This window comes from Bacillus sp. EB106-07-01-XG149, from assembly GCF_058791555.1.
Window position 1 is genome coordinate 113,023 of record NZ_JBYTDP010000001.1, and the last position, 13,335, is coordinate 126,357.

13 protein-coding genes and 1 pseudogene are annotated in these 13,335 nt (G+C 33.4%); 12 read left to right on the forward strand and 2 right to left on the reverse strand.

The genetic code is table 11. The features are described 5' to 3' along the window. Positions 1 to 73: 73 nt before the first annotated feature. From AC3WTA_RS00575 to AC3WTA_RS00590, 4 genes are all read left to right on the forward strand, one after another. Entirely contained in the window at positions 74 to 316 is a 243-nt protein-coding gene (locus tag AC3WTA_RS00575; protein ID WP_000638309.1) for a GlsB/YeaQ/YmgE family stress response membrane protein, read from the forward strand. A 77-nt stretch (positions 317 to 393) separates the two neighbouring features. Beyond that, on the forward strand, positions 394 to 789 hold the full coding sequence (locus AC3WTA_RS00580) for a cytosolic protein (protein ID WP_492332775.1): 396 nt from the start codon (positions 394 to 396) through the stop codon (positions 787 to 789). 219 nt (positions 790 to 1,008) lie between these two features. Next, on the forward strand, positions 1,009 to 1,866 hold the full coding sequence (locus tag AC3WTA_RS00585; RefSeq protein ID WP_000609530.1) for a gluzincin family metallopeptidase: 858 nt from the start codon (positions 1,009 to 1,011) through the stop codon (positions 1,864 to 1,866). 16 nt (positions 1,867 to 1,882) lie between these two features. Beyond that, a complete protein-coding gene (locus tag AC3WTA_RS00590) occupies positions 1,883 to 2,551 on the forward strand; it encodes a YjgB family protein (protein WP_000870481.1) in 669 nt (222 codons plus the stop codon). Positions 2,552 to 2,616: 65 nt separating this feature from the next. Here the strand turns inward: AC3WTA_RS00590 and AC3WTA_RS00595 are convergent, their stop codons facing one another. Continuing rightward, entirely contained in the window at positions 2,617 to 3,843 is a 1,227-nt protein-coding gene (locus AC3WTA_RS00595) for an MDR family MFS transporter (protein ID WP_492332776.1), read from the reverse strand. 101 nt (positions 3,844 to 3,944) lie between these two features. Here AC3WTA_RS00595 and AC3WTA_RS00600 point away from each other — a divergent pair, with 101 nt between their 5' ends. The 5 genes from AC3WTA_RS00600 (at position 3,945) to AC3WTA_RS00620 (ending at position 9,473) form a co-directional block, all read left to right on the forward strand. Then, the gene (locus AC3WTA_RS00600; RefSeq protein ID WP_000470162.1) at positions 3,945 to 5,681 is read left to right on the forward strand and encodes an ABC transporter substrate-binding protein; all 1,737 of its coding nucleotides are present in this window, start codon (positions 3,945 to 3,947) and stop codon (positions 5,679 to 5,681) included. 159 nt (positions 5,682 to 5,840) lie between these two features. Further along, positions 5,841 to 6,464 (forward strand): YhbD family protein, encoded by a 624-nt coding sequence (locus AC3WTA_RS00605; RefSeq protein WP_000102255.1) that lies wholly within the window; start codon positions 5,841 to 5,843, stop codon positions 6,462 to 6,464. A gap of 13 nt (positions 6,465 to 6,477) precedes the next feature. After that, entirely contained in the window at positions 6,478 to 7,188 is a 711-nt protein-coding gene (locus tag AC3WTA_RS00610) for a bactofilin family protein (RefSeq protein WP_001258388.1), read from the forward strand. A gap of 18 nt (positions 7,189 to 7,206) precedes the next feature. Beyond that, entirely contained in the window at positions 7,207 to 7,914 is a 708-nt protein-coding gene (locus AC3WTA_RS00615; RefSeq protein WP_000401032.1) for a hypothetical protein, read from the forward strand. A gap of 23 nt (positions 7,915 to 7,937) precedes the next feature. Continuing rightward, entirely contained in the window at positions 7,938 to 9,473 is a 1,536-nt protein-coding gene (locus AC3WTA_RS00620) for an MDR family MFS transporter (protein ID WP_000229631.1), read from the forward strand. A 54-nt stretch (positions 9,474 to 9,527) separates the two neighbouring features. Here AC3WTA_RS00620 and AC3WTA_RS00625 read toward each other — a convergent pair whose 3' ends face one another. Next, positions 9,528 to 9,848 (reverse strand): hypothetical protein, encoded by a 321-nt coding sequence (locus AC3WTA_RS00625; protein ID WP_001062728.1) that lies wholly within the window; start codon positions 9,846 to 9,848, stop codon positions 9,528 to 9,530. Positions 9,849 to 10,101: 253 nt separating this feature from the next. Between AC3WTA_RS00625 and AC3WTA_RS00630 the strand changes: the two genes are divergently transcribed. The 3 genes and pseudogenes from AC3WTA_RS00630 (at position 10,102) to AC3WTA_RS00640 (ending at position 13,097) form a co-directional block, all read left to right on the forward strand. Further along, positions 10,102 to 10,881, forward strand: a complete 780-nt coding sequence (locus AC3WTA_RS00630) for a BC_2878 family exosporium-associated protein (RefSeq protein ID WP_000501719.1) — start codon at positions 10,102 to 10,104, stop codon at positions 10,879 to 10,881. Between the two features lie 259 nt (positions 10,882 to 11,140). Then, positions 11,141 to 11,911: pseudogene (locus tag AC3WTA_RS00635) on the forward strand (GNAT family N-acetyltransferase). A 490-nt stretch (positions 11,912 to 12,401) separates the two neighbouring features. After that, complete coding sequence (locus AC3WTA_RS00640) at positions 12,402 to 13,097, forward strand: CsxC family protein (RefSeq protein ID WP_001294980.1); 696 nt, start codon at positions 12,402 to 12,404, stop codon at positions 13,095 to 13,097. Positions 13,098 to 13,335: the final 238 nt, after the last annotated feature.

Below are 13,335 nucleotides of genomic sequence, written 5' to 3' on the forward strand. Positions count from 1 at the left end.
ATGTAACATAACTAATGGTAAGCAATTGTTTCTAATTATATTTTGATCTGTAAAATATAAAGGAGGTTATCATATGATTTGGTCTTTAATCGTTGGTGGTTTATTAGGATGGTTTGCAAGCTTAATTACTGGAAGAGACGTACCAGGTGGCGTAATAGGCAATATTATTGCTGGTATTATCGGTTCTTGGATTGGTACGAAATTACTTGGTAGTTTTGGCCCTGTAATAGGCGGGTTTGCAATTATTCCAGCTTTAATCGGTGCGATTATTTTAATTTTCATCGTAAGCTTTTTATTACGAGCAATGCGGAAATGAATGTACGGACTGTTTACATTTGTAAGCAGTCCTTTTTATATGTTATGCTAGTATTATACAATCAGGAGGTGTCAGCATTGAAAACATTTACAGTAAATTTCCATCAAGAAGATAATGCTAAAGCGACAACAGTACTTAAATTAAGTGAAGAGGACTTCAATAAAGCAACAGAAAAAGGTACTCGTCATCTATTTGATTTAGATACAAACGTTGGATTCTTCGTATTCTTTGACGCAGAAGATGCAGAAGGTAATGATCAATACTTAATGTTACAATACGAAGGGGATCATGAAGAGCCAACTGCGTGCTACGGATTTGATTTAAAACTATACTATCAATTTTTAGCACTATACTTAAATGATCTTGAATTCCACGGTGAAACAGATGAGGAAGAGGAAGAGTATGGCCCAATTCATCATTTAGCTCACTTACTTTATCATATTGTTGAAGATGGTAAGTCAATCGAAGTGTAAAAATACATATGTAAAGCTGTCCTTTTTGGACAGCTTTTTTTATTATTATGATGAATGTTATGATTTGCATAATGGTAAATGGATTTCTGATGGTGATAAATGGTTTGATTAAACAGAAAAAGCAACAAAGAAGACTCATCTTTCTTTGTTGCTTTTTCTACGTTTCAGGAAGGATTGCAGTGTAAATGGCGAGAAGGGATATGTAAGGAGATGGAAAAAATGATAAATAATACGATTCCAAGTTTTTTAAAATTGTGGGAAAGTAACGATGTAGAAGTAGTAGTCCTCAACCAATACTTTACTTCGCATCCAGAGATATTTGAAGAATACTTTAAGTATCATTGTCCACATACGAGAGAACGAGTTTCTAATGCCATTAAACGATATCCCGCAAAAATAGAAGAAATTCGTATCATTGCAGAAATATTACCGACTATTATTCAAGAGATAACGAATGAATATCATTATAAATATAACTTTGATGTAAATATGAATTTTCATCTATTTGTTGGAGGGTTTGGCTCTAATGCATTTGTAGAAAGGGAAATTATTGGAGACATATTTTTTGCGGCAGAAAAATTATCTCCAGATGTAAATCATCTTCGTGTTATTGTCGCTCACGAAATAGGACATATATATCATAATGTTATGTTACACAATGATGGAATGGATTGGGGTAAAGCCGATTGGACTGACGGGTCAGTTAATTTGTATCGTGAAGGCGTTGCAACATATTTATCAAAGCAAATTATAAGAGGTTTAAATGAATCAGTGTACTACTCATATAACAATGATGGCGAACGTTGGTTACAATGCTATATAGAAAATGAAGAACAAATAAAGAATCGTTTTTTGGAAGATTATATAGAAGGATGGACGTTTGAAAAAGAGAAAGAGTGGTTTCGGTTATCTGGAGGACAGTATTTTGGATACAACCGAATCGGTTATTTTTTAGGAACAGCTTTTGTAGAATATGTTGTACAAGCATTGGGAGAGAGTGAAGCATTTACTTTTTGGAACAAACACAATTTGAAAAGCGGTGTCATGGATTGGTTATCGAAAGGAATAAGATTATAATAGGGGGCCGAAATGTATGAAAGTGTATGTAAAGATAGCTATGTTATTTCTCGCTTTTACATGCATATTTGCATTAGTAGCATGTAAAGGGACAGACGAAAAAAAGGAAACAAACCCAACCTCGGAAAATAGTAAAAACGAACAAAATAATTCTTCTGAAGAAAAGAAAGAGCCTGAAGCAAAATCAAATAATGAAGGATCAGCAAAACCAAAGACAGATTCAAGCACGCAAGATACAGTTATAAATCAAAAATCAATTAACCACATTAAAGATTTGTTTGAACTAGCGAAAGAAGGAAAAGTACCTAATGTCCCGTTCGCAGCACATACAGGTGATATTGAAGAAATAGAAAAAGATTGGGGTAAAGCAGATAAAACGGAACAAGCAGGCAACGGAATGTACGCTACCTTTACAAATAAAAATGTTTCCTTCGGTTTTAATAAAGGGTCACAAGTTTTTGATGTACGCTCCTATCATGCAGAGTTAAAATCAATTACATTACAAGAAATAGAGAAAGCATTAGGAAAACCAGCTTCAGTTAAAGTAAATGGGGAAGATAAAATATACGTATATAAAGTAAACAATCAGTTTGAGTTAAAATTCATTATTCCAAAATCGACTGGTAAGGTAAATCATATTTCGGTATTTTCACCAGAAGATAGTATTAATAAAATGGCAGGGTAATAAAAAAGGGTGTCACAAAAGTCTCGAGACTTTTGTGACATCCTTCTTTTTATAAAGAAAGCATCCTATAAAATATGAGGGGTATGCTCCGAAACGTCTTTATTTATTTTATTACGTTCTACATTATGAATAAACAGTGCTTGAATAATCCCTCCCATTATTAAGAAACAAGCGCAAATATAAAATAGCATGCTACCGTTTAGTTTACTTAATAAAACCGCACCAAGTACAGGACCGCACGTACGAGATATATCCCAATGTAACCCGTAAATTGAAAAATACAATCCACGCTTATCTGTAGGAGCGATTTCTGAAACGAATCGAAGTAAATGGTTTAAGGCGATACTTTCCCCAATGACTAAAAAGAGTAATGTGAAGAATAGTGATGTGATTGTTGCTGAAATCCCGTAGCCAATTGCAGCTATTGTATAGCAGGTGTAAGAAATAAGAATAATTTTCGCCATAGAAAATCGTTCAGACCATTTCACAAGGAAAACTTGCAGGAAGATTTCCATTATAGCCTTGCATGTTGAAATAAAAGCGAGCATTAATACGAAATCTGGAAATATATCTTTAGCGAAAATGCGATAATTTGTCTCAGTTTGAGCATAAAAAAAGCTAATAGGGAGTGTAGTAATCATAAGTCCTAAAACGGCGTAATGCTTGCTTACAAATTGTTTTGAAGATGATACTTCAACTTTTTGCTTTGGCTTTGTAAATACTGGAGCGGTTTCTGGAAGCTGCGTCCATACAACTACTGCATATACCATAAGTGTAATGCTTTGCATTATAAATAAATATTCAGGGTGAGTATGATAAAAGATAGCACCAATTATTGGACCGATTACGGAACCAATTGCAGCCATCGTATGCAAAAGAGCAAAAATTTCTGCTTGTTGTTTTTGTTTTGTTAAATCAGCAATTTGTGCACGTTGAGCGGGAATATATAAGGAACGGCCAACCCCATTTATGACGTAAAGCAAAGCAAATATAAAAACAGATTGAGCAAAGACGAAGCCGCCGATTGCAACGCCTTGTAGCAATAAGCCGAGTAACATAATTTTCTTTCGCCCATATTTATCCGTCACTCCTCCAGCAATAAGTGTAAATACAATGTCTGAGAGAGGTTGTAGTCCGAAAATGAGCATAGTTATTATTATATTACCGTTTAACATTTTATTAACGTAAATAATCATAATGAGAGCTAACATAGATTCAGTCGTTCGAGTTAATAATTCGCCGCACAGTCTAATAATAATGGGTTTATTATAACGTAGTATGAGATTGTTCAATATTAATTCCTCCTTTCTATATTGAAATGATAAGATGAAAGGAGAGGTGGAAAAAGGGTAGAAACAAAAGGGGTTATTTTTCACCTTTTAGGGGGATTATGATGTTTATTTTAGATCAATATATCGCACTATGGTGTGCCTATGGTAAAGGGAGACAAGAAGGAGAACAATTAGAAGTTACCGTACAAATGATAGCAGAAACATTATTTTGTACGGAGCGTAATAGTAAATTAATAATAAAAAAATTAGAAGAGTTAAATTGGATCGCTTGGTTTCCAGGACGGGGGAGAGGGAATCGCTCTAAATTAATATTTCAAAAGCAACCGATGATATTAATTTTAGACAGAGGAAAAGAACTAACGAAAAAAGGGGATGTGAAAAGTGGAATCTCATTTGTGGAACGCTACAACTCACAATTTCCATTAGTAAAGAAAGAGTATGAAGCTTGGATAGATTCCATATTTGGTCATAAAATAGAAAGGACACCTGAAGGAAGAAAAGATGTACTTCGGTTGCAAGTACAAATGAATTTAGACATCGCTTTGGATCCGGTTTACGCTACGATGCGCTCAGAATGTCATATGGTTAAACATATTTTTGATACACTCGTATATGTGAATGAGGAAACAAATTGTATAGAGCAAAGACTTGCTTTTCACTGGCAATATAATGTTGCTGAAAAGGTTTGGACATTTTATTTAAGAAAAGGCGTTCATCTTCATAATAGAAAACGACTTACCGCACATGATGTTATACATTCGTTGAATCGATTTATGAAAGCGGAAAACAACCCACACGCATGGATGTTGCAACATGTTAAAAATGTCCATGCAGTGGATGAATTTGTTGTTGAAATTCAATTACATACGGAAAATAGGATGTTTTTACATATGCTAAGTGCAGAACAGTGTTCTATCGTACATGAAGATGAAAAAGGAAGCTTTATTGGTACAGGTCCTTTTATATTACGTGAGAAAAATGCACAGTTATTTGTATTAGAAGTGCATGATTTATATTATCGTGAAAGACCTTTTCTTGACCGAATTGAACTAATGAATGTAGAGCAAAATGTAAATACGTATGATGTATTAGTAAAGACGCAGTATAAAGATAAAGAAAAGCCCAATAAAGAGTTGTCTCGGCTTGAATCGAACGTGACATATGTAACGTGCAATCTTGTAAAAGAAGGGCCAATGCAAGATGAGTTGTTTCGAAAGGCGCTTTATAAAATTATTCATGGCGATAAAATTGTTCAAGAGCTCTGCGGCGAACGTGGAGAAGTGGCAAAGAAACTAATATTAGCAAATGAAAGCATAGTAGAGATTGAGGAAGATATAGCTAGTTTAATTAAAAGGAGTACGTATCATTATGAAGTGCTACAACTCTACACATTTACAGGACAAGATCACGTAGAAGATGCACAATGGATTCAGAAAGAGTGTGCGAAGTATGGGATTCGTGTAGAAAATAAATTTCTTGAAGTTGAAGAGTTATTGGAAATCAGTACGATACAAAAGGCTGATATGATGCATGATAGTGCAACTATTAGTGAACGTATTGAAGATAGTCTGCTATATATGTTTCTTACAAAAAATAGCTTTATTCATGGGCAAAGCAGCATGAACTTTCATAAAATGTTGTCCCCGTATTTTAAACAAGAACGAGTAGAAAAAAGAGTTACATTGTTACGCGATATTGAGAACACTTTGTTACGTCAAATTCATATTATTCCTTTATACCGCAACAAACAACAAGTAACTTCTCACGAAAAAGTACAAAATATAATGATTAATTCACAAGGGTGGATTGATTTTTATGAAATATGGTTTACATTTTGATATATAAGGGTTTTTACACGTTTTAAATGATGTGTAAGAGCCTTTTTTTCGTGTGTGAAACAGGTTTGTTTTACACATTGTTACGCTACTTACGATAAAAGTCTATTTACAGCGTAACAGTGTTATGTTACATTGTTATCAGGAAGGAGTGTTATACAGTTGAGTACAGATTTAATTTCAAAAAAAGATTTATTAGAACTAACTGGTATTTCATACGGACAGTTATATAGGTGGAAAAGAAAAAATTTAATACCGGAAGATTGGTTTGTACGAAAGTCAACATTCACGGGTCAAGAGACATTTTTTCCGAAAGAAAAGATATTAGAGCGTATTGATAAAATCCAAACGATGAAAGAAGATTTATCACTTGATGAACTAGCAAATATGTTTTCACCGAGTGTAAGAGAAATCCTTTTAACAAAGGAAGACGTCTTACGTAAAGGAATTGCATCAGAGCCAGTTTTACAATTCTTCATAGAACAAACGAATAAAACAACAGAGTTTCAATTTGTAGATATTCTTTATGTGTATATGTTAGAAGAATTACTACAATCGGGAGAGATTAGTTTAGAAGAAGGAAAAATGGTCTTGCAAGTTTTACGTGAAAATTATGAGGCGATTAAGCATAAAGCTTGTGACTTAATCATCGTCCGAAAGTTAGGGATTTCTACATGTTTCTTAGTTTCAAACGTGGACGATTTAATTTTTGAAAAAGGTACCAAAATAGTTTTACGCGAAGCGATTATGAAATATACCGAAGCATTAAAAACGAAACTGTTGTAGTGGAGGAGAAAGTATGCGTACAGATAATTTGATTATAAATGGTTACGGTTCATCGAATGGCGGCGAGTTTCTTAAAGTGCAATTAAATGGAAAAGGGACTGTTAATGGAAATGTTGAATGTGATCAATTTGAATGTAACGGTTACGGTGCTGTTACTGGAAATTTGAAAAGTAGCAATGCAAGAATTAGTGGATCGGGTAAAGTCGATGGTACAGTTATTGCGGAAACGATGCGAATTGATGGGAAAGCAACAATTACGCAAGATGTGAAGGCGAACAGTTTAAAAATTGCAGGAAAAGGTACAGTAGGTGGAAATGTAACTGGTGAAAAATTTAAAATCAACGGTCAAGCAACGATTGATGGGAATTGTGAAGTGGATACTTTTTCTTCAGAAGGACAATTTACAATTGGTGGATTATTAAGCGCCGATGAAATAAATATTAATATTCACGGTACATGTCGAGCAAAAGAAATTGGTGGTCAAACGATTAAAGTAAAACATAGACTAAGTACTTTTAGTAGACTGTTTAAATCAGTATTTGGTATGCAATTAGAGGCTGAACTATTAGAAGGTGACAATATCGATATTGATTATGCTCACATAAAAACGGTAAGAGGAAACAATGTTACAGTAGGAGCGAACTGTGAGATTGAACTGATCGAATATACGGGTGTTCTTACTGTTGATAAAAGCGCAAATGTAAAAGAAATGAAGCAGATTTAATGGAAGGGAGAAAGTAATATGGAACATCAACATAGTCTTACTGTCAATGGTTCTGGTAGTTCAGCAGGCGGGGATTATAACAAAGTGAAGATTCGCGGTGAAGGAACGATTTCTAATGATATGAGCTGTAATGAATTTAAAACGTACGGAACGAGTGAAGTGCGCGGTAATATGAAAGTGAAAAATTATGTCGTGTATGGAGATAGTGAAGTACAAGGAAATGTAACTGCTGAATATGTAAAAGTATACGGAAATACACAAATGAATAGTGATGCCCATATTGAAAAAACGAAAGTAAGAGGTATGATAGAAGTTAAAGGGAAGTTTACTGGTGATTTCGTAGATGTGAAAGGCGCTTTAAATGTGAAAGGAGATATTGAAGTTGAAGAACTATCACTAACTGGTGGCCTTGAAAGTGATGGATTACTTAATGCTGAAAATATTGATATTTCACTTCGTTATGAAGGAAGTAAAGTGAGAGAGATTGGTGGTAAGAAGATTACCGTTCATAAAAAAGCGAGATTTATTCCATTTACAAGTCATGCTGGAAGCCTCCAAACGTCTATCATTGAAGGAGATGAAATTTATTTAGAGCATACGATTGCTGAAGTTGTAAGAGGAAACAACGTTACCATTGGTCCAGGATGTGAAATTAGTGTTGTAGAATATCATACTAGTTTTAACCAAAAAGGTAATGCAGTCGTAAAAGAACATAAACAAATATAAGTAGTACGAGGGAGAGCAAGGTTATGGTTGAGAAGAATAATAAGCTCGGCTTTGTTGTGGCGGGCTTATTGCTAGGTATTTTAATGGCATCAATGGATAATACCATTGTCGTAACGGCGATGGGAACGATTGTTGGTGACTTAGGAGGCCTTGAAAATTTTGTATGGGTCGTTTCTGCCTATATGGTCGCAGAAATGGCAGGTATGCCGATATTCGGAAAACTATCAGATATGTATGGTAGAAAGAGATTCTTTATTTTCGGTTTAATCGTCTTTATGATTGGTTCGGCACTTTGTGGTACTGCTGAAAATATTACACAGTTAGGTATTTATCGTGCCATTCAAGGTATTGGCGGCGGGGCATTAGTGCCGATCGCGTTTACTATCGTTTTTGATATTTTCCCTCCTGAAAAGCGCGGGAAAATGGGTGGATTATTCGGAGCAGTATTTGGTTTATCAAGTATTTTTGGTCCGTTGCTTGGTGCGTATATTACAGATTACATAAGCTGGCACTGGGTATTTTACATTAACTTACCGCTTGGCGTTTTAGCACTTATTTTTATTACATTCTTTTATAAAGAATCACGAGTTCATAGAAAGCAAAAAATTGATTGGTTTGGCGCAATTACTTTAGTTGGTGCAGTAGTTTCGCTAATGTTTGCTTTAGAACTAGGTGGACAAAAGTATGATTGGGATTCTAACTTTATTTTAAGTTTATTTGGCGGATTCGCTATTTTAATTATTGCATTTATTTTTATTGAACGTAAAGTAGAAGAACCGATCATTTCATTTGAAATGTTTAAACAACGTTTATTCGGAATGAGTACCATTATTGCATTATGTTACGGTGCTGCGTTCATGTCAGCAACTGTATACATACCGTTATTCATTCAAGGTGTATACGGTGGTAGCGCAACAAACTCAGGATTATTACTTTTACCGATGATGTTAGGATCAGTCGTAACAGCTCAATTAGGTGGATTTTTAACGACGAAGCTTAGCTACCGAAACATTATGATTATTTCTGCTGTTATTATGCTAATTGGACTATTCTTATTAAGCACATTAACGCCAGAAACAAGTCGTATATTATTAACGGTTTATATGATTATTATTGGATTTGGAGTAGGTTTCTCATTCTCTGTACTAAGTATGGCAGCTATTCACAACTTCGGTATGGAGCAGCGTGGTTCTGCAACTTCAACGAGTAATTTCATTCGTTCACTAGGAATGACACTTGGTATTACAATCTTCGGAATGATTCAAAGAACAGGTTTCCAAGATCAATTAGAAGAAGCTTTTAAAGGTATGAGCGGAGGAATGAATACAAACGCTTTAGGAGATTCAAGAGCTATTCTATCAGAATCGGCAAGATCTCAAATCCCGCCGCAAATATTAGATAAAATTATTGATGCTCTTTCTAGCTCCATTGTTCAAACATTTATGTGGGCATTGGTACCAGCAGGTCTAGCATTCATATTTATTTTCTTTATGGGAAATGAGCGTATGGTAATTAAGAAAAAACAAACGAATAAAAAGAGTGAAACATCAAAAGCGTAATGAAAAAGCTCCTTTCCAATTGGAAAGGAGCTTTTTCGTATGTACGGATTTAGATTAGCCTTCGATAATTTCGTATTCTTCGTCTGCTAATAATAAAATTTGTGTCTTCTTACCTTTGTTTTGAACTTCGATTACATCGTATGCACCTAAGTCTCTTAGTTTGTTTTGAGAAGCGTTAACCATAACTTCCATAGAATCAATTAAGATATCTTCTTCAATGTATGATTCAGGCAATGCCATATCTTCTGTTTCTAATACACATGCATATAGATTTTGTAAGTTTTCAGCAGTTGGGTTTTGTTCCTCAACATCAATGATGTTCTTTACTGCATCCATATTTTCTTCTTTTGCTTGGTATACTTTAATTTTAGCCATTGTTTTATTCTCCTTTATAACGTAATCGTAGAGGCTACACCTTATTATAACGTTTTTTTCATGAAAGATGAAATTGTTATATGTATTTATAGGGAAATTTATGTGTTATTACTCATTATTGGCGTAATTTCATTATTAATGTGATAAGTAAGTACCTATATTCCTGAGTTAAAGTTATATTGTCCAAGCTTTTTTATGCTCCGTTCATATTATATGTATTAGATAAAACATATAGGAAAGGGATGGAGTGTAAGTGGGTTGTGAGCCGAAACGAAATTATCAATGCTGCCAAAATAGTATTTGTGAATTTTTGCGAAGTCTAGAGCCTTTTACAAAAGTTGAGAGTATTGTAATCGCCGGAAACGAAATTGTTGTATCTTATTTTCTTTCATTTAATAAGAGGAATGGTATCGTATCCTTCGTACAAGAGGACAATGAGGTTATTTTTGTAGATTGCTCTAGGATTGATGCAATTCGAATAGGAAAAGTTTGTAGTTGTAAAACGAAAGTTAAATTTATTGAAGAGGATTTTAGTTTACTTGGAAATGTTTGTCCGCAATGTTTAACAGAGGGTAGTACACTCTTTTTTGACTTTTACAATCCAGAATTGAATTTATCACTACAAGCAAAAACAATTGATGCACCTAGTTGTACTGAATTTATAGATGAGATGGGGAATGTCGTAAAGCAAATTACTATAATAGGTGAAGCGATTGTTTCTAAAGATTTTGTTCAAGTGCCAGAACTATTAAACTTTCAATTAGTTTTATCTGATACGGCTACGAATCCTTTAAAGTTTGGAATACTGTTCATTAATTTCCCTGATCTTACGTATATTATTCTTTTCGCATCGAGTGGGTACCTCAATATTTCGAATTGTTTGAAAATTGAGAGTGGAACTGGTAATGCTGAAATAGAAGAGATGAAAAAGATGGTGACGAATGACAATAATACGTACAAGTCAGTTGTTAAATTGACTAAAGTATATAAGAATGGAGGAACAGAATCATATATTTATAAGAATGAGTTATAACATACGTATTTAAATGAACCCTCAAACGAGTATTGAGGGGTATTACATAATAAAAGATGATAATCGGTTACATGTAGATTGCAAATTATTATTAAGTATATTTACTGTTAACCTTTATACAGGACAGTCGCTTACTATTCATTAGATGTTATAATAATTTTATATTTACGAATATTTTACGATTATATATAGTTTAATAAACTTTTGTTTATATATGAAAAGTAGAGTTAAACTGATTCCAAAGAAAGCGGGAATGTACATGATATATGAAGCGAGTATACATACGAGAGAAAAATTAGTTACTATGTTCGAGGATTTCAATAACGTTGTTTTACTTTCTTATTTACAAGGACATATGGGTACTGCTTGGGTAAATAATCTTGAAAATCCAACAGTAGCGCAAGTTACGGTAGGGATCTTTACATTTTACGCTGGTGATTCGAATGCGAAAGAAACTGAAGAATTAGTACGTAACATTCCTGATAGAATGTTAGTAATCGTAAATAGTGAAGAGTGGAAAAAGCGTTTAGAAACATGTTACGAAAGAAAAATAGATAAGTTTTTACGCTATAAGTTCAAACGGAATGCGGAAGTTTTTAATCATTCAAAATTACAATCTTTTATATCAGCGCTTCCAAAAGGATACGAGTTACGAAAAATAGATGAACATATCGTAAATATTCCCACATTACATAAGGTCTCTGAAGATTTTACAAGTCAATTTCAAACGGTGGAAGATTATATAAACCGAGGTATAGGTTAAAGCGTTTTATATAAAGATGAAGTTGTATGTGGTGCATCATCGTATAGTATTTATGATAATGGCATTGAAATTGAAGTGGCGACTGATCACAATCATAGAAGAAAAGGGTTGGCGACTATAGTTAGTGCAGCGCTAATCTTGGACTGTCTAGAAAAAAGAATATATCCAAATTGGGATGCAGCGAATACTACGTCTGCTAAACTAGCAGAAAAGCTAGGATATGTTTTTGATAAGGCGTATGATGCTTATTTTGTGGATAATAGGTAAATGAATGAATTTGTACAATTGTACAACAGAAAAAGTCTAGAAAATCCTATAAAATTCGTGTTAATTACTCTTTTTTAAAATTACAAATTGGGTATAAAAATCGACTTGAAAAAGTCGGTTTTTATTTTTTAACAATAAGGTGCATCCAATATTAATTTGCTGTTGCATAGATATTATGGAATGAAGAAATTAACAAAATTAATTTTATTTGTCTTAATAAATTTAAGAATAGATTTTTGAAAGTTTCTTCGAAAATATGGATATCCTTTTTACTATTGAACTTAATCAACATATTATGGTGTTTTTCCGCGATAATAGTTAAGAATTTTTTTAATAGGTAAATATTCATAAAAACTAATTATATTAAACTGTGTGTATTTGCAAATGATAAAAGTGACTATGATACAAACCCACGCATTAATAGAAAAAATACATATACAGTAAAGAGAGTTAAAAAACTCTAATTTTTTTATAAAGGAGATTATAAAATATGAGTGAACAATGCCCAATTAATGTACCATGTCAGGTAGCAGGACAAACTCAAACACCATTAAGTGATGCACCTGCAACACCAATTACTACTCCAGGAGCACCAATTGTAAAAATACCAGTTGTATTAGCAGAAAGAACGATTCAAATTGTTGTAGAATCTGATATTTCATTAGATCCTCCAGCAGTTGAAATTAAACGTATCTTAAAAAATGCATTTTTAACACAATGTAAGTTAGTTCCTGTAGCATTCGAACCAGTACCAGGTACACCTTACCGAAGAGTTACAAGAGCAAAATTATTTGTACAAGGATATATTCGAAAAAATATTGAGTATGCAAATGATGAGTGTAATGGAGTGCTATATGACCGTATTGCAAATGTTCCATTTTCTGGTTTTGCAGATTTAACAGAAGCTGATTTTCTATCATTAGCTATAGTAGCTGCTTCCTCAGATACTACTTCTCACTTTATTAATCCTAAAAATGGTGATTTACCACGTTTAGACAAATACTTCTTCGAAAATACAGTTTTTTATAACGAACAACCATATTGCGAGTTAGTTAGCGCTCAATTTTTCGAATTAGACTTTTCGCCTTGTCCAACAGACCTAAATGAACCATTTGATACTCTTCGTGAAAAAATTGTACTAGATCTTACTTTAAAAGTTTTACAAGTACAACAAGTACAAGTATAAAACTAAAAAAGCATTGTCTTTGATAAAAAGACAATGTCTTTTTTATTATTATAAAACATATATAATGATGAAAATGAATACGTGTAAAATAACATATTTTCCTGAATTTTATTAGATGGGGGGATGGTGATGAATAAGCCATGGATTGGTAAGGTGCTATGGGATGAAATTCACAAGTATAAAGATCTGAATAAACAAGATAATTCACGAGAAAGAATAGTAAAGAAAGAAGAGGAAG

Excerpts from the sequence above, each read along its gene's own strand:
- AC3WTA_RS00585 (WP_000609530.1), top strand. The coding sequence starts at position 1,009 with ATGATAAATAATACGATTCCAAGTTTTTTAAAATTGTGGGAAAGTAAC.
- AC3WTA_RS00600 (WP_000470162.1), top strand. The coding sequence starts at position 3,945 with ATGTTTATTTTAGATCAATATATCGCACTATGGTGTGCCTATGGTAAA.
- AC3WTA_RS00610 (WP_001258388.1), top strand. The coding sequence starts at position 6,478 with ATGCGTACAGATAATTTGATTATAAATGGTTACGGTTCATCGAATGGC.
- AC3WTA_RS00590 (WP_000870481.1), top strand. The coding sequence starts at position 1,883 with ATGAAAGTGTATGTAAAGATAGCTATGTTATTTCTCGCTTTTACATGC.
- AC3WTA_RS00615 (WP_000401032.1), top strand. The coding sequence starts at position 7,207 with ATGGAACATCAACATAGTCTTACTGTCAATGGTTCTGGTAGTTCAGCA.
- AC3WTA_RS00640 (WP_001294980.1), top strand. The coding sequence starts at position 12,402 with ATGAGTGAACAATGCCCAATTAATGTACCATGTCAGGTAGCAGGACAA.
- AC3WTA_RS00575 (WP_000638309.1), top strand. The coding sequence starts at position 74 with ATGATTTGGTCTTTAATCGTTGGTGGTTTATTAGGATGGTTTGCAAGC.
- AC3WTA_RS00620 (WP_000229631.1), top strand. The coding sequence starts at position 7,938 with ATGGTTGAGAAGAATAATAAGCTCGGCTTTGTTGTGGCGGGCTTATTG.
- AC3WTA_RS00625 (WP_001062728.1), bottom strand. The coding sequence starts at position 9,848 with ATGGCTAAAATTAAAGTATACCAAGCAAAAGAAGAAAATATGGATGCA.